The sequence below is a fragment of the Streptomyces sp. SID486 genome (assembly GCF_009865385.1).
Taxonomy (GTDB): Bacteria; Actinomycetota; Actinomycetes; order Streptomycetales; family Streptomycetaceae; genus Streptomyces.
Genome location: NZ_WWJT01000809.1, coordinates 14,297 through 30,770, shown reverse-complemented (window position 1 = coordinate 30,770; position 16,474 = coordinate 14,297). Strand labels below are relative to the sequence as shown.

General features: G+C 69.2%; 14 protein-coding genes. 6 read left to right on the top strand and 8 right to left on the bottom strand.

What is annotated here, in order from left to right; genetic code table 11:
• Window positions 1-214 precede the first annotated feature (214 nt).
• The 8 genes from GT045_RS38300 to rpmH form a co-directional block, all read right to left on the bottom strand.
• Entirely contained in the window at window positions 215-1,318 is a 1,104-nt protein-coding gene (locus GT045_RS38300) for a ParB/RepB/Spo0J family partition protein (protein ID WP_161337023.1), read from the bottom strand.
• Complete coding sequence (locus GT045_RS38295) at window positions 1,315-2,388, bottom strand: ParA family protein (protein ID WP_161291872.1); 1,074 nt, start codon at window positions 2,386-2,388, stop codon at window positions 1,315-1,317. Before GT045_RS38295 ends, GT045_RS38300 begins: the two co-directional genes overlap by 4 nt.
• Window positions 2,389-2,725: 337 nt before the next feature.
• Window positions 2,726-3,442 carry a 16S rRNA (guanine(527)-N(7))-methyltransferase RsmG gene (rsmG, locus tag GT045_RS38290; RefSeq protein WP_161291842.1) on the bottom strand — a complete coding sequence of 239 codons (717 nt, stop codon included), beginning with the start codon at window positions 3,440-3,442 and terminating at the stop codon, window positions 2,726-2,728.
• 116 nt (window positions 3,443-3,558) lie between these two features.
• Window positions 3,559-4,071 carry a R3H domain-containing nucleic acid-binding protein gene (locus tag GT045_RS38285; protein ID WP_161291840.1) on the bottom strand — a complete coding sequence of 171 codons (513 nt, stop codon included), beginning with the start codon at window positions 4,069-4,071 and terminating at the stop codon, window positions 3,559-3,561.
• A gap of 15 nt (window positions 4,072-4,086) precedes the next feature.
• A complete protein-coding gene (gene yidC / locus GT045_RS38280) occupies window positions 4,087-5,361 on the bottom strand; it encodes a membrane protein insertase YidC (protein ID WP_161337022.1) in 1,275 nt (424 codons plus the stop codon).
• A 3-nt stretch (window positions 5,362-5,364) separates the two neighbouring features.
• Window positions 5,365-5,730, bottom strand: a complete 366-nt coding sequence (gene yidD, locus GT045_RS38275) for a membrane protein insertion efficiency factor YidD (RefSeq protein WP_161291836.1) — start codon at window positions 5,728-5,730, stop codon at window positions 5,365-5,367.
• Window positions 5,727-6,098: a ribonuclease P protein component gene (gene rnpA, locus GT045_RS38270; protein ID WP_161291834.1), complete on the bottom strand. Its 372-nt coding sequence runs from the start codon at window positions 6,096-6,098 to the stop codon at window positions 5,727-5,729. The genes yidD and rnpA overlap by 4 nt, the downstream gene beginning before the upstream one ends.
• 21 nt (window positions 6,099-6,119) lie before the next feature.
• Entirely contained in the window at window positions 6,120-6,257 is a 138-nt protein-coding gene (gene rpmH, locus GT045_RS38265) for a 50S ribosomal protein L34 (RefSeq protein WP_006348049.1), read from the bottom strand.
• A 398-nt stretch (window positions 6,258-6,655) separates the two neighbouring features.
• On the opposite strand from rpmH, the gene dnaA reads away from it, so the two are divergent.
• From dnaA to gyrB, 6 genes are all read left to right on the top strand, one after another.
• A complete protein-coding gene (dnaA, locus tag GT045_RS38260; RefSeq protein WP_161337021.1) occupies window positions 6,656-8,716 on the top strand; it encodes a chromosomal replication initiator protein DnaA in 2,061 nt (686 codons plus the stop codon).
• 1,254 nt (window positions 8,717-9,970) lie between these two features.
• Window positions 9,971-11,101 carry a DNA polymerase III subunit beta gene (dnaN, locus tag GT045_RS38255; RefSeq protein ID WP_161291830.1) on the top strand — a complete coding sequence of 377 codons (1,131 nt, stop codon included), beginning with the start codon at window positions 9,971-9,973 and terminating at the stop codon, window positions 11,099-11,101.
• A 210-nt stretch (window positions 11,102-11,311) separates the two neighbouring features.
• Window positions 11,312-12,187 (top strand): phosphogluconate dehydrogenase (NAD(+)-dependent, decarboxylating), encoded by an 876-nt coding sequence (gnd, locus tag GT045_RS38250; RefSeq protein ID WP_161337020.1) that lies wholly within the window; start codon window positions 11,312-11,314, stop codon window positions 12,185-12,187.
• Window positions 12,188-12,233: 46 nt separating this feature from the next.
• Window positions 12,234-13,355: a DNA replication/repair protein RecF gene (gene recF, locus GT045_RS38245; protein WP_161337019.1), complete on the top strand. Its 1,122-nt coding sequence runs from the start codon at window positions 12,234-12,236 to the stop codon at window positions 13,353-13,355.
• The gene (locus tag GT045_RS38240) at window positions 13,352-13,990 is read left to right on the top strand and encodes a DciA family protein (protein ID WP_237539213.1); all 639 of its coding nucleotides are present in this window, start codon (window positions 13,352-13,354) and stop codon (window positions 13,988-13,990) included. The genes recF and GT045_RS38240 overlap by 4 nt, the downstream gene beginning before the upstream one ends.
• A 373-nt stretch (window positions 13,991-14,363) precedes the next feature.
• A complete protein-coding gene (gene gyrB, locus GT045_RS38235; protein ID WP_161289606.1) occupies window positions 14,364-16,433 on the top strand; it encodes a DNA topoisomerase (ATP-hydrolyzing) subunit B in 2,070 nt (689 codons plus the stop codon).
• Window positions 16,434-16,474 lie beyond the last annotated feature (41 nt).

The following is a 16,474-nucleotide window of genomic DNA, read 5'->3' as shown; positions in this document are numbered from 1 at the left end:
CGCGCTCACCAGTCCGGTGCGGCTCATCGATCGCATGGCCCCCGACTCCCCACTCACAGATCAGATTGCTGTCCGGTGGATGTGCCATACCTGATCGCATCGTATCCACGATGGGATTCACTCGATACCGCCTCAAAGCAAAGAGCGGGCCGTGTTCCGGTACACACCGGACACGGCCCGCTCCTCTGCACCCTCGGGCGGCACCGACCAGGGATCAGTCCAGCGTCTCCTCGCCGTCGCTCTCCTGGAGACTCTTCTGGAGCGCCAGCCTCTCGCCCGGGGCGAGCGTGCTGAGGATCCTTTCGAGGTCGTCCGCGGAGGCGAACTCGACAGTGATCTTGCCCTTCTTCTGGCCCAGCTCGACCTTCACCCGCGTTTCGAAGCGGTCCGACAGGCGGGTGGCCAGTTCGTTCAGCGCCGGTGAGGGCACCGAGCCGGCCCGGGGGCCGCGGGCCCGTGAAGCCTTCTGGGGCCGCGAGCCCATCAGCGTCACGATCTCTTCCACGGACCGCACCGACAGTCCCTCGGCCACGATCCGGTGGGCCAGCCGGTCCTGTTCCTCAGAGTCCTCGACGGCCAGCAGCGCCCGGGCGTGGCCGGCCGAGAGGACCCCGGCCGCCACCCTCTTCTGCACGGTCGGGGACAGCTTCAGCAGGCGCAAGGTGTTGGAGACCTGCGGGCGGGAGCGCCCGATACGGTCGGCCAGCTGATCGTGCGTGCAGTTGAAGTCCTTCAGCAGCTGGTCGTAGGCAGCCGCCTCTTCGATCGGGTTCAGCTGGGCACGGTGGAGGTTCTCCAGCAGGGCGTCCAGCAGAAGCTTCTCGTCATCCGTGGCCCGCACGATCGCCGGGATGGCCTCGAGACCGGCCTCACGGCACGCACGCCAGCGGCGCTCGCCCATGATCAGCTCGTAGCGGGCGGGTCCCAGCTGCCGCACCACGACGGGCTGCAGAAGGCCGACCTCCTGGATGGAGGTGACCAGCTCCTGGAGCGCGTCCTCGTCGAAGATCTCGCGCGGCTGGCGCGGGTTCGGCGTGATGGCGTCAAGAGGAATCTCGGCGAAGTGGGCACCCATCGGAGGTGCGGGCACCTCGGCGGGGGATGGGCTTGCCGGAGCCGTCTCGATGTCCTGGGTCACCGGCGGCAGCGTGGCCACTTTGGCCGCAGCCACTCCCCGGTCGGTCGTCAGCACCGGCACCGAGACCGGGGAGGTGGAGGCTCCGCCCCCCATCGCCGCCGGTGTCGGGGTCTTCTCGGTCGGGGCAGCGGGGATAAGTGCGCCGAGACCGCGGCCCAGACCCCTCCGTCGCTCGCTCACTGCATCCCCTCCACCATGTTCGGGTTGTTCTGGGCGCCGATGTGGGCCTGGCTGCCGTCGTAGCTGATGCCGACGCCCTTCAGCGCGATTTCTCGGGCCGCCTCAAGATACGAGAGGGCACCGCTTGATCCTGGATCGTAGGTCAGCACCGTCTGCCCGTAGCTCGGAGCCTCGGAGATGCGGACGGAGCGGGGAATGCTCGTCCGGAGCACCTCGTCCCCGAAGTGGGTGCGCACCTCCTCCGCAACCTGCGAGGCAAGGCGCGTGCGGCCGTCGTACATGGTGAGCAGGATGGTCGACACATGCAGGGTGGGATTGAGGTGCCCCCGCACCAGGTCGACGTTACGCAGAAGCTGACCGAGGCCCTCCAGGGCGTAGTACTCGCACTGGATCGGGATGAGCACCTCGGCGCCCGCGACGAGCGCGTTGACCGTGAGGAGTCCGAGCGAGGGAGGGCAGTCGATGAGGATGTAGTCCAACGGCTGCTCGTAGGCCTGGATGGCTCGCTGGAGCCGGCTCTCCCGGGCCACCAGGGACACCAACTCGATCTCCGCGCCGGCCAGATCGATGGTGGCGGGGGCGCAGAAGAGGCCCTCGACGTCAGGTACGGGTTGGACGACCTCGGCCAGAGGCCGGCTTTCCACCAGAACGTCGTAGATGGAGGGGACTTCGGCGTGATGGTCGATCCCGAGAGCCGTGGACGCGTTGCCCTGTGGGTCAAGGTCGATCACCAGAACGCGGCCACCGTGCAGGGCCAGCGAAGCGGCAAGGTTGACGGTCGTCGTCGTCTTGCCCACACCGCCCTTCTGGTTGGCGACCACGATGACTCGGGTCTGCTCCGGTCGCGGCAGACCTTCGCCGGCGCGGCCGAGAGCCTCCACCGCCAGTTGGGCCGCACGACCGATGGGAGTGTCGTCCATCGGAGGCGGTGTTTCACGTGAAACATCCGCCCCCATCGACTCGGTTCGGGGACCGGGGACCGGATCGGTCATCGGTCCCGCGATGTTGGCGTCGGACCGCAAGGATTCACTCTCCTCGACTTCAGGCTCGCAATGAACAGAGCCTCCCATGTCTTCGGGGTCGTGAACCAGTGAGGCCGGGTGTTCTGTGGAGAAATCCACCTCTGTGGACAACTCCGTGCCCTTGGAGAGGGACGGGGACGCCGGGGAAGGGGAATCCTCTGCGAGTGAACCGAGAGGTTTCCGGTCGCGGGGTTCGGCCGCAGCGCGGCCACGACTGATGATGCCGTGCAGCAGTGAGCGACGTTTCACGTGAAACACGATGCACAGCGTCCGCGACCGGATCCTCGCGACACTCCGCTTGCGTAGGTTTGGCAGCTTGTGTGGAGTACGTCTCGTCGTCAGGACGGATCAGTGACGCTCACTCTGCGACTGCCCACCGCTCGGCTCACCGACGGCGGCGGACGCGGCCCGTACGAGCCGCCTTGGCGCGCTTCGCGGCGAACCGCACACCGCCCGGGCTCTCCCCGACCTCGACCCGCACCACGGTGGACAGCGGATCGACCACGCCTTCACCCACATGCAGGATGGACGTCTCCACCGCACCGAGCTTGCTGAGGGCCGTGGCTGCGGCCTTCAGCTCCTCCTCGGCGGTGTCGCCCTTGAGCGCCAGCATCTCGCCGTAGGGACGCAGCAGGGGAATGCCCCAGGTGGCCAGGCGGTCCAGCGGAGCCACGGCACGAGCGGTCACCACATGGACCGGTGGCAGTTTGCCCATGACTTCCTCGGCGCGGCCGCGCACCACGGTGACGTGGTCCAGGCCGAGCAGTTCGACGACCTCGGTGAGGAAGTTGGTGCGCCGCAGCAGAGGCTCCAGCAGGGTGATGTTCAGGTCCTCGCGGACGAGAGCCAGCGGGATACCGGGCAGCCCGGCGCCGGAGCCGACATCACAGACCGTCACCCCCTCCGGGACGGCCTCCGAGAGCACCGCGCAGTTGAGCAGGTGCCGCTCCCACAGGCGGGGCACTTCCCGCGGGCCGATCAGCCCGCGCTGCACGCCCGCCTCGGCGAGCAGTTCCGCATAGCGGACCGCATCCGCGAAGCGATCACCAAACACTTCCCGCGCCTGTTCGGGCGCGGGGGGAAGCTCCGCTGCCTCCGTCACGGGGACCGTCCTTCCGTACAGCGCCGGTGCTTCGCGCACCGGCCACCAGAACTACCAGGCTGACAAAGTTCGGCCCCGCCTGCGCAACAGACGGGGCCGGTGGAACGTGGGACCGATCAGGCGGGCAGCACGACGACGAAGCGCTGGGGCTCCTCGCCCTCGGACTCGCTGCGCAGCCCCGCGGCCTTGATCGCGTCGTGCACGACCTTCCGCTCGAACGGAGTCATCGGCTTCATCTTCACGGGCTCGCCGGTGTTCTTCACCTCGGCGGCGGCCTTGGCACCCAGCTCGGACAGCTCGGATCGCTTCTGGGCCCGGTATCCCGCGATGTCCAGCATCAGCCGGCTGCGGTCTCCGGTCTCCCGGTGCACCGCCAGGCGCGTCAGCTCCTGCAGCGCCTCCAGCACCTCGCCGTCGCGACCGACCAGCTTGTTCAGGTCACGGCTGCTGGTGTCGCTGATGATCGACACGGAGGCGCGGTCGGCCTCGACGTCCATGTCGATGTCGCCGTCGAGGTCGGCGATGTCCAGCAGACCCTCCAGGTAGTCCGCCGCGATCTCGCCCTCCTGCTCCAGGCGGGTGAGGGTGTCTGCACCCTCGGCAGCAGCGGAGGTGGTGCCTTCCGTCACGGGATGGACTCCTTCTTACTTCTTGGACGGGGACTTGGGCCGCTGCGGGCCACCCTTGCGCTGGCCGGACTGGGCCTTGCTGCGGGTGCCGGCGCCGGGCTTCTGGGGCTGCTTGGCAGCGGTGGGCTCGGCGCCCTGCGGCTCGTCGGACTTCTCCAGCGACGGGGAGTCACCCGCGGACCTGGGCGCGGTCTGGCGCTGGGACTTGGACTGGCGCTTGGGCTGCTGGCGCCGCACGGCGGTCGCCGTGGAGGTGGCGGTGGTCGTCGCCCCGTCCACGGACTGGGCGACGGCCTGAGCCGCGCTCTTCGCCACGGTGCCGTCGGGCTGCGCGACGAGACCGGCCTTGTTGAGCGAGTTGATGAACTTGCGCTCGAACTCGTTGCGGTCGCGGCCCTTGGCGACGATCGCCTTGACGATGACCTTCTCGCTGCGCCGGCGGATCTTGCCGTGGTGCGTGACGTGCTTGGTCAGACGCTCCAGGTAGGCGGCCTGCGCCTTGGAACCCGGGGTCGGGTTGTTGCGGATGACGTACATCTGCTGGCCCATGGTCCACACGTTGGTGGTCAGCCAGTAGACCAGGACACCGACCGGGAAGTTGATACCGAAGACGGCGAACATGACGGGGAAGACGTACATCAGCATCTTCTGCTGCTGCATGAACGGCGTCTTCACCGTGGTGTCGACGTTCTTCGTCATCAGCTGGCGCTGCGTGTAGAACTGCGACGCCGACATCAGCACGATCATGACGGCGGTGACGACCCGCACATCGGTGACCGTGGCGCCCAGGGCCTGGACGGTGGCGGAACCGTCCTTGAACTTCGCGGCGAGCGGGGCACCGAAGATGTGTGCCTTACGGGCGCTGGCCAGCAGCGACTCGTTGATGACACCGATGGTCGTGCCCGACGCGATGCCGTTGAGCACGTGGTACAGGGCGAAGAAGAACGGGGACTGCGCCAGGATGGGAAGGCACGAGGAGAGCGGGTTGGTACCCGACTCCTTGTACAGCTTCATCATCTCTTCGGACTGGCGCTGCTTGTCGTTCTTGTAGCGCTCCTGGATCTTCTTCATCTCGGGCTGCAGCGTCTGCATGGCCCGGGTCGCCTTGATCTGCTTCACGAAGAGCGGGATCAGGCAGATACGGATCAGGATCACGAGGGACACGATGGACAGGCCCCAGGCCCACCCGGTGTTCGGGCCGAAAATGGCTCCGTACACCGTGTGGAACTGGACGATGACCCATGAAACGGGTGTCGTGATGAAGCTGAAGAAGCTGGCAATCGTGTCCACTAATCATGCTCCTTGGGCATGGGACGAGGTCTCTGCGGCCGGGCTTGGAGGAAGCTCGGAAGAGAGCTTCTCTTCGGTGGCCGGTTCGGCGGCGGAGGGCCCGCCCGTGCGTGCGCGCCAAGCGTTGCGCAGCATTTCGTGCCACCGCGGGCGCTTGCGCGGCGGGACATGGTCCACGCCGCCGAGCGACCACGGATTGCACCGGAGGATGCGCCAGGCGGTGAGTGCCGTTCCCTTGAGCGCACCGTGCCGGTCGATGGCCGTGTAGCCGTAGTGGGAGCACGACGGGTAGTACTTGCACACCGGCCCCAGCAGCGGACTGATCGTCCACTGGTACAGCTTGATCAGAGCCAGTAGCGGGTACTTCATCGCGCGCCCCCTCCCAGTAGCCGCTGAACGGCGGCATCCAGGTCTTGGGCCAGCTGTGCATGGTCTGCGTCACCCGCTCCGGGCAGCGCTCGTACGACTACCAGGCTACCGGGGGGGAACAGGGCGACTCGGTCACGCATCAGATGGCGCAGTCTGCGCTTCACCGTGTTGCGCACGACCGCACCGCCCACAGCCTTGCTCACGACGAAACCCGCACGCGTCGGGGGAGCGCTCTCCCCAGGCGCGTGCGGGTCCGTTGCACCGCTACGAAGGTGGACGACGAGGGTCGGACGTCCGGCCCGACGCCCCCGTCGTACCGCGGTCGCGAAGTCCTCGCGCCGCCTCAGCCGGTTCTCGGTGGGCAGCACGACGTCATGACCTGATCGGGATCAGGCGGACAGGCTGGCGCGACCCTTGCTGCGGCGGGACGCGAGAATCGCGCGGCCGGCACGGGTGCGCATCCGCAGGCGGAAGCCGTGGGTCTTGGCGCGACGACGGTTGTTCGGCTGGAAGGTGCGCTTGCTCACTCGGGGGCTCCAGAAAGAATCGGTAGTGGCGGGGTGCCGTCCTGGCTGTCACCGTGCGCCCACGAGTAGCTCGCTTCACGCCCGAGTGCACCGCTTCCCGATCACCTGACGTGATCTGTGCCCATCGGAGGCAGGCGGCAGCAGCCATCGACAACTCGACCTGGTTACGGTACGCGGGGCTACGCCATCCGGTCAAACCAGGGGTCACCGGGAGACACTGTCCACAGGCTGGGGACAACAACTTGAACCCTACCGGCCGCGCTGACTACCGTGGCTGAACTCCGATTCGTTTTCCCTTGTCCCCGCCCGAGCGGGTTCGCCCCGCCCGTCCACCCCGGATTTGATCCCGACCCGTCCCTGGACCACACGTTCGTGGGACCTGTGAGAGAGCGTGCCCTGTGGCTGACGTACCTGCCGATCTTGCCGCAGTGTGGCCGCGAGTACTGGAGCAGCTCCTCGGGGAGGGCCGCGGTCAGGGTGTGGAGGGCAAGGACGAGCACTGGATCCGGCGCTGCCAGCCGCTCGCGCTGGTCGCGGACACCGCTCTGCTCGCCGTACCGAACGAATTCGCGAAGAACGTACTGGAGGGCCGTCTCGCGCCGATCGTCAGCGAGAGCCTGAGCCGCGAGTGCGGCCGCCCCATCCGGATCGCGATCACCGTGGACGACTCCGCGGGCGAACCGCCGGCGCCCGCCGCGCCGCCCGCGCAGCAGCAGCCGAAGCCGCGCTACGAGGAGCCGGAGCTGCCCTCCGGCCCGTACGAGGGGTACGGTCGCCACCGCGGCGGCGACCAGCTCCCGGGCGCCGAGCCGCGCTCCGAGCAGCATCCGCCGTCCCGCCCGGACCAGCTCCCCACCGCCCGGCCGGCTTACCCGTCCGAGTACCACCGCCCCGAGCCCGGCGCCTGGCCGCGCCCCGGGCAGGACGAGTACAGCTGGCAGCAGCCCCGGCTCGGCTTCCCCGAGCGCGACCCGTACGCCTCCCCGTCCTCCCAGGACGGCTACGGCTCCGGCGCGGACGCGTACGGCTCGTCCTCCCAGGACTACCGCCCGCAGAACCTGGACCGGCCGCCGTACGAGCAGCAGCGCGGCGACTACGACGCCCCGCGCGCGGACTACGACAAGGGACGGCAGGACTACGACAAGGGACGCCAGGAGTACGAACCCGGGCGGCAGGAGTACGACAAGGGGCGCCAGAACTACGACAAGGGACGGCAGGAGTACGAGAAGGGACGGGCGGACTACGAGTCCTCGCGTCCCGAGTACGACCCGCCCCGCGCCGAGTACGACCAGCGCGACCCGGTCCGCCGTGAACTGCCCGAGCCGCCCGCGCACCGGGCCGCGCACGGCCGGCCGGACGCGTCCTCGGCGGGTGCTCCCGGTCCGCCGTCCGCACAGCCCGCACCGGCGAGCGGCCCCGGCGAGCCGACGGCGCGGCTGAACCCCAAGTACCTGTTCGACACCTTCGTCATCGGCGCGTCCAACCGGTTCGCGCACGCCGCGGCCGTCGCGGTCGCCGAGGCGCCGGCGAAGGCGTACAACCCCCTGTTCATCTACGGGGAGTCGGGGCTCGGCAAGACCCATCTGCTGCACGCGATCGGGCACTACGCGCGCAGCCTCTACCCGGGCACGCGCGTGCGGTACGTGAGCTCCGAGGAGTTCACCAACGAGTTCATCAACTCCATCCGCGACGGCAAGGGCGACAGCTTCCGCAAGCGCTACCGCGAGATGGACATCCTGCTCGTCGACGACATCCAGTTCCTGGCGGACAAGGAGTCGACGCAGGAGGAGTTCTTCCACACGTTCAACACGCTCCACAACGCGAACAAGCAGATCGTGCTCTCCAGCGACCGTCCGCCCAAGCAGCTGGTGACGCTGGAGGACCGGCTGCGGAACCGTTTCGAGTGGGGTCTGATCACCGATGTCCAGCCGCCGGAGCTGGAGACGCGGATCGCGATCCTGCGCAAGAAGGCGGTGCAGGAGCAGCTGAACGCCCCGCCGGAGGTGCTGGAGTTCATCGCCTCGCGGATCTCGCGGAACATCCGTGAGCTGGAGGGCGCGCTGATCCGGGTGACGGCTTTCGCCTCGCTCAACCGGCAGCCGGTGGACCTGGGCCTGACGGAGATCGTTCTGAAGGACCTGATCCCCGGCGGCGAGGACAGCGCACCGGAGATCACGGCCACGGCGATCATGGGTGCCACCGCGGACTACTTCGGGCTGACGGTGGAGGACCTGTGCGGTACCTCGCGCGGGCGCGCGCTGGTCACCGCCCGGCAGATCGCGATGTACCTGTGCCGTGAGCTGACGGACCTGTCACTGCCGAAGATCGGTGCGCAGTTCGGCGGCCGCGACCACACGACCGTCATGCACGCCGACCGCAAGATCCGCGCGCTCATGGCCGAGCGGCGCTCGATCTACAACCAGGTCACCGAGCTGACCAACCGCATCAAGAACGGCTGAGGGCAGCCGCAGGACGGCGCCGGAGGGCACCGCGGGGACCATGCGTCCCCCGCAGGTGCCCTCCGGCGTTTCCGTGCCCCGCACGCCGACCGCCGCCGCCCCGCACGCCAACCGCCATCGCCCCGAGCGCCGCCCCGGAGGCCGCCCGCCACCGCCCAGCGCGTAAGGCGCGAGCCCCCCGAAGCGCGCCGCGTGGCTCCCGGAGTTCCACACCCGCAGGCGCCCAGAAGCGCACCCCCGGCTCCCCGAAGCGTCCCGAGCGAGCCCCCGAAGCACACACGCCGCCGCCCCGAAGCGCCCCGCGCAAGCCCCCCGAACCACACACGCCGACGCCCCGAAGCGCCCCGCGCAAGCCCCCCGAAGCACACACGCCGACGCCCCGAAGCGTCCCGCGCAAGCCCCCCGAAGCACGTCCGACGGCGTCCAGTACCGCGCGCGGCGGTGTCCGGCCACCGCGCGGCGGGCCGTGGACCGTTCCTCCCCGGTCATCCGGTGTTCGAATACTTGCCGGGTTACGGCCACTCTCCACAGATTCGGTGACTTTCTTCCTTCCACATCCTGGGGACTGCGGAGTTGTCCCGAACTGCGTCCACAGGGAAGCTGGCCACGTGACGTCCGCCCAGCTCAGGTGCCTGTGGAATCGTGGACGAACGATCTCCACAGGTTGTGGAAAACCCCCCGCCCCACAGGCGGTCCGACGAGTTGTCCACCGGCACCCCACAGGTTGAGGGCGGTTGTCCCCAGCGAACCCCGGCTTCTCCACATGGCTGTCCACTGTTCGGCAACCCGACGCACCGGATCACCACGTCGAGTGAAAGGCGTCACAGGAAGCTGCCGGGTTGGGGTGTGGGAAACGTGGGTATTCCTGGGGACACAGCTGGGGAGAACTGCCCTCTCCCTGTGGGCGCTGTGTGCAGAACTTTCTGTTCTCCACAGACAGGCCCGGTTGTCCACTGCCTCCACCCACAGGGCCAGTGGATAAAAAACCTGCGCTGAGCTGCGCAAACGTGGTTATCCACGGTATCCACAGGCCCTACTACTACTCCCGACTAGAGAGAGAACGGGAATCGGTTTGAAGCGGGGCCTGTGCACAACTCGCCGTCTCGCGTCCGGCTGCCCCTCGGACCGACTTGACCCCGACGGGCACCTACTGTCAGTGCCGTGCGTCAGACTGGTCCCCGGTGTCCTTCCCGTCCCAGTGGGCGGTGACACCGAGTCGGAGGACTCAGTAGCAACAGCAGGAGGCGGCTTACGGTGAAGATCCGGGTGGAACGCGACGTACTCGCGGAGGCAGTGGCGTGGGCAGCACGCAGCCTCCCGGCCCGTCCGCCGGCGCCTGTCCTCGCCGGCCTGCTGCTCAAGGCCGAGGACGGCCAGCTGAGCCTGTCGAGCTTCGACTACGAGGTCTCCGCGCGGGTCAACGTCGAGGCCGAGGTCGAGGAGGAGGGCACCGTCCTCGTCTCGGGCCGGCTGCTCGCCGACATCTCCCGCGCCCTACCCAACCGGCCGGTGGAGATCTCCACAGACGGTGTACGGGCGACCGTGGTCTGCGGCTCCTCCCGCTTCACCCTCCACACCCTCCCTGTGGAGGAGTACCCGGCGCTGCCGCAGATGCCGAACGCGACCGGCACCGTCCCCGGCGAGGTCTTCGCCGCCGCCGTCTCCCAGGTGGCCATCGCCGCCGGCCGTGACGACACGCTCCCGGTGCTCACCGGTGTGCGCATCGAGATCGAGGGCGACACGGTCACCCTGGCCTCCACCGACCGTTACCGCTTCGCCGTCCGTGAGTTCCTCTGGAAGCCGGAGAACCCGGACGTCTCCGCGGTCGCCCTGGTGCCCGCCAAGACGCTCCAGGACACCGCCAAGGCCCTGACGAGCGGTGACAGCGTCATCCTGGCGCTCTCCGGCTCGGGCGCTGGAGAGGGCCTGATCGGTTTCGAGGGCGCGGGCCGGCGTACGACCACGCGTCTGCTCGAGGGCGACCTGCCGAAGTACCGGACGCTGTTCCCGACCGAGTTCAACTCCGTCGCCGTGATCGAGACCGCGCCCTTCGTGGAGGCGGTCAAGCGCGTGGCCCTGGTTGCCGAGCGCAACACCCCGGTCCGGCTGAGCTTCGAGCAGGGTGTCCTGATCCTGGAGGCGGGCTCCAGCGACGACGCACAGGCTGTGGAAAGGGTCGACGCGCAGCTGGAGGGCGACGACATCTCGATCGCCTTCAACCCGACGTTCCTGCTGGACGGGCTGAGCGCGATCGACTCGCCGGTGGCGCAGCTGTCGTTCACCACGTCCACCAAGCCCGCGCTGCTCAGCGGCAAGCCGGCGCTGGACGCCGAGGCCGACGACGCGTACAAGTACCTGATCATGCCCGTGCGGCTGAGCGGCTGACGTCGTCCACAGCTGTGCACAGAGCCGGGCGTCTTTGTGGGCGCCCGGCGCGACGGTGGGGCCGGGGCCGCGACACGGTGTGAAGCCGTAGGTCAGCGGGGTAACGCATGAGCGCGTATGCCCACAGCTGTGCATGAGCGTCCGGGTTTAGGCTCGGCTCGGCACCTCAGGTGCCTCTCACGCCACACAGCGACCTAAGGAACACAACTGATGGAGCTCGGTCTCGTCGGCCTCGGCAAGATGGGCGGCAACATGCGCGAGCGGATCCGCCGCGCGGGCCACACCGTCATCGGATACGACCGCACCGCGGACCTCGCGGATGTCCACAGCCTGGAAGAACTTGTGGGCAAGCTCAGCGGCCCGCGCGTGGTCTGGGTGATGGTCCCGGCCGGCGAGCCCACCCAGTCGACCGTCGACCGGCTCGCCGAGCTGCTGGAGCCCGGTGACGTGGTCGTGGACGGCGGCAACTCCCGCTGGACGGACGACGAGAAGCACGCCGAGCAGCTGGCCGCCAAGGGCATAGGTTTCGTCGACTGCGGTGTCTCCGGCGGCGTCTGGGGCCTGGAGAACGGGTACGCGCTGATGTACGGCGGCGACGCCGCCGACATCGCCAAGGTGCAGCCCGTCTTCGACGCGCTGAAGCCGGCGGGCGACTTCGGCGCGGTGCACGCGGGCAAGGCCGGCGCGGGCCACTTCGCGAAGATGGTCCACAACGGCATCGAGTACGCCATGATGCAGGCCTACGCCGAGGGCTGGGAGCTGCTGGAGAAGGTCGACTCCGTGGAGAACGTCCGCGAGGTCTTCCGCTCCTGGCAGGAGGGCACCGTCATCCGGTCCTGGCTGCTGGACCTCGCGGTCAACGCCCTCGACGAGGACGAGCACCTGGGCGGCCTGCGCGGCTACGCACAGGACTCCGGTGAGGGACGCTGGACGGTGGAGGCCGCGATCGACAACGCGGTGCCGCTGCCGGCGATCACCGCGTCGCTGTTCGCGCGGTTCGCCTCCCGGCAGGAGGACTCGCCGCAGATGAAGATGATCGCCGCGCTGCGCAACCAGTTCGGCGGCCACGCCGTAGAGAAGAAGTAGGCCCCTCGGCGGGCCGGAGACAAGCAGGGAGGTCGGCGGGACGACCATGCACGTCACGCATCTTTCGCTGGCCGACTTCCGCTCGTACGCCCGGGCCGAGGTTCCGCTCGACCCGGGCGTCACCGCCTTCGTCGGCCCCAACGGGCAGGGCAAGACCAATCTGGTGGAGGCGGTCGGGTACCTGGCCACGCTCGGCAGCCACCGGGTGGCCTCCGACGCCCCCCTGATCCGCATGGGCGCCGAGCGCGCCGTCGTGCGGGCGCAGGTCCGGCAGGGCGAACGGCAGCAGCTGATCGAGCTGGAGCTGAACCCGGGCAAGGCCAACCGCGCCCGCGTCAACCGGTCCTCGCAGGTCAGGCCGCGGGACGTGCTGGGGATCGTACGGACCGTGCTGTTCGCGCCCGAGGACCTCGCCTTGGTGAAGGGGGACCCCGGGGAGCGGCGGCGGTTCCTGGACGAGCTGGTCACGGCCCGGTCCCCGCGGATGGCGGGCGTGCGCTCCGACTACGAGCGGGTCCTCAAGCAGCGCAACACCCTGCTGAAGACGGCCGCGCTGGCACGCCGGCACGGGGGGCGCTCCATGGACCTGTCCACCCTGGACGTCTGGGACCAGCACCTCGCGCGCGCGGGCGCGGAGCTGCTCGCCCAGCGGATGGACCTGATCGCCGCGCTGCGGCCGCTGGCCGACAAGGCGTACGAGCAGCTGGCCCCCGGCGGCGGTCCGGTCGGGCTGGAGTACAAGCCGTCCGCGCCCGGTGAGGCCCACACGCGTGAGGACCTCTGCGCCCAGCTCATGGCGGCGCTGGCGGAGGCGCGCAAACAGGAGATCGACCGGGGCGTCACCCTTGTCGGCCCTCACCGTGACGATCTGGTTCTCCGACTCGGTCAGCTGCCCGCGAAGGGGTACGCCTCGCACGGCGAGTCCTGGTCCTACGCCCTGGCTCTGCGGCTGGCCTCGTACGACCTGCTGCGCGCCGAGGGCAACGAGCCGGTGCTGATCCTCGACGACGTGTTCGCGGAGCTGGACGCCCGCCGCCGGGAACGGCTCGCGGAGCTGGTCGCGCCCGGCGAACAGGTCCTGGTGACCGCCGCCGTGGACGACGACGTCCCCGGGGTGCTGGCCGGAGTCCGGTACGCGGTCGCCGACGGGACGGTGGAGCGCGTATGAGCGGCGAGGAACCCGGCGCGGGCGCCCGCCGGAGCGAGCCGTACACGGCCCGGGGCGCCGCCCCGGAGACCGGCAGGGGAGCCGGCCCCGAGACCGGCAGGGGCGCGAACCCGGAGACGGGCCGGGGGGCGAAGGAGTCCTCCGGTGTGGACCTCGCGCGCGTGGCGTTGCGCGCTGCGAAGGAGCAGGCACGCGCGCGTGGGGACGCGGCGCGGCAGAAGAAGCAGGCGCGGCGCGGCGGCGGCCTGCGCTCCGGCGCACGGGCCGACGGACGCGATCCGATGGCGCTGGGCGCGGCGATCAACCGGCTGATCAACGAGCGCGGCTGGGAGACGCCCGCGGCGGTGGGCGGCGTGATGGGCCGCTGGCCGGAGATCGTCGGCGACGACCTGGCGAAGCACTGTGTGCCGCAGCGCTACGACGAGGACGAGCGGGTGCTCACCGTCCAGTGCGACTCGACGGCCTGGGCGACCCAGCTGCGGGTGCTCGCGCCGGCGCTGGTGGCCCGGCTCAACGAGGATCTCGGGCACGGCAGCGTACGGATGATCAAGGTGCTCAACCCGGGCGGCCAGTCCCGCCGGTACGGCCCGCTGCGGGCTCCGGGCAGCACCGGACCCGGCGATACGTACGGGTGACGTACCTCACGTCGCGGGGTCGCCGCGGTGGGCCGTCGTACCTGCGTACGCCGGTGTGGATCACCCCTCGGACGTGCTCGGACGGCCTTCGGACCGCCCGGTAGCCAAGGATTGACGGCTCGAAGCGCTGAGTGCCGCTGTGAGCCCCTTGGAGCCCCCATCCGTATATCGGGACCCGGCCGAGACCGGTTGAGGGCGGCACATGGGGGCTCAGGTGCCCGCAAACCCCCATCGATGTCAGTGCTACCGGTAGACTGGAAGACAATCCCGCCCCATCGTGGGGACCGCCCGGGAAAAGCTGAGCAACGCTGATCAAGGCTTACCAACGCAACATGCCGCAGCCGCTCCGGCAACCTGCCGACGAGCCCGGCTCGTGCTGTGCCAGAAAGGGCGCTTCGTGGCCGATTCCGGCAACCCCAACGAGAACATCCCGTCCACCGACGCAGGCGCGAACGCCGAGGCCGCGGCCTCCGCGTCCTACGACGCCAGCGCCATCACCGTGCTCGAAGGGCTGGACGCGGTCCGCAAGCGGCCCGGCATGTACATCGGCTCCACGGGCGAGCGCGGTCTGCACCACCTGGTGTACGAGGTCGTCGACAACTCGGTCGACGAGGCGCTGGCGGGCTACGCGGACACCATCGACGTGACGATCCTCGCCGACGGCGGCGTGCGCGTCGTCGACAACGGCCGGGGCATCCCGGTGGGCATCGTGCCCTCCGAGGGCAAGCCGGCCCTCGAGGTCGTGCTGACCGTGCTGCACGCGGGCGGCAAGTTCGGCGGCGGCGGGTACGCCGTCTCCGGCGGTCTGCACGGTGTCGGCGTCTCCGTCGTGAACGCCCTGTCCTCCAAGGTGTCCGTCGAGGTCAGGACCGACGGCCACCGCTGGACGCAGGACTACAAGATGGGCGTCCCCACCGCGCCGCTGGCCAAGCACGAGGCGACGGAGGAGACCGGCACCTCGGTCACCTTCTGGGCCGACCCGGAGATCTTCGAGACCACCGAGTACTCCTTCGAGACGCTCTCCCGGCGCTTCCAGGAGATGGCGTTCCTCAACAAGGGCCTGACGATCAAGCTCACCGACGAGCGCGAGTCGGCGAAGGCGGTCGCCGGCGCGGACGAGGCGGGCGCGGACGAGAAGGCCGAGGTCAAGACCGTCACGTACCACTACGAAGGCGGCATCGTCGACTTCGTGAAGTACCTCAACTCCCGCAAGGGGGAGGCGGTCCACCCCACCGTCGTGGCGCTGGAGGCCGAGGACAAGGACAAGAGCCTGTCCCTCGAGGTCGCCATGCAGTGGAACAGCGGCTACAGCGAGGGCGTGTACTCCTTCGCGAACATCATCCACACGCACGAGGGCGGTACGCACGAGGAGGGCTTCCGCGCGGCCCTCACCAGCCTGATCAACAAGTACGCGCGCGACAAGAAGCTGCTGCGCGAGAAGGACGACAACCTCACCGGCGACGACATCCGCGAGGGTCTGACCGCGATCATCTCGGTCAAGCTGAGCGAGCCGCAGTTCGAGGGCCAGACCAAGACCAAGCTGGGCAACACGGAGGCCAAGACCTTCGTGCAGCGCGCGGTCTACGAGCACCTGAACGACTGGCTGGACCGCAACCCGGTCGAGGCCGCGGACATCATCCGCAAGGGCATCCAGGCGGCCACCGCGCGCGTGGCGGCCCGCAAGGCCCGCGACCTCACCCGCCGCAAGGGCCTGCTGGAGTCGGCGTCCCTGCCGGGCAAGCTGTCCGACTGCCAGTCGAACGACCCCACCAAGTGCGAGATCTTCATCGTCGAGGGTGACTCCGCCGGCGGCTCGGCCAAGTCCGGCCGCAACCCGCAGTACCAGGCGATCCTCCCGATCCGCGGCAAGATCCTCAACGTCGAGAAGGCCAGGATCGACAAGATCCTGCAGAACCAGGAGATTCAGGCGCTGATCTCCGCCTTCGGCACCGGCGTGCACGAGGACTTCGACATCGAGAAGCTCCGCTATCACAAGATCATCCTGATGGCGGACGCCGACGTCGACGGCCAGCACATCAGCACCCTGCTGCTGACCTTCCTGTTCCGCTTCATGCGGCCGCTGGTCGAGGCCGGGCACGTGTACCTGTCCCGCCCGCCGCTGTACAAGCTCAAGTGGGGCCGGGACGACATCGAGTACGCGTACTCCGACCGTGAGCGCGACGCGCTGATCGAGATGGGCCGCCAGCGCGGCAAGCGCGTCCGCGAGGACTCGATCCAGCGCTTCAAGGGTCTCGGCGAGATGAACGCGGAGGAGCTGCGCGTGACCACCATGGACCAGGAGCACCGGGTCCTCGGCCAGGTCACCCTCGACGACGCCGCCCAGGCCGACGACCTGTTCTCGGTCCTGATGGGCGAGGACGTCGAGGCCCGCCGCGCGTTCATCCAGCGCAACGCCAAGGACGTCCGCTTCCTCGACATCTGAGTCGGTCTCAGCTGACCGCACCAGGAAGGATCTTCACCAGC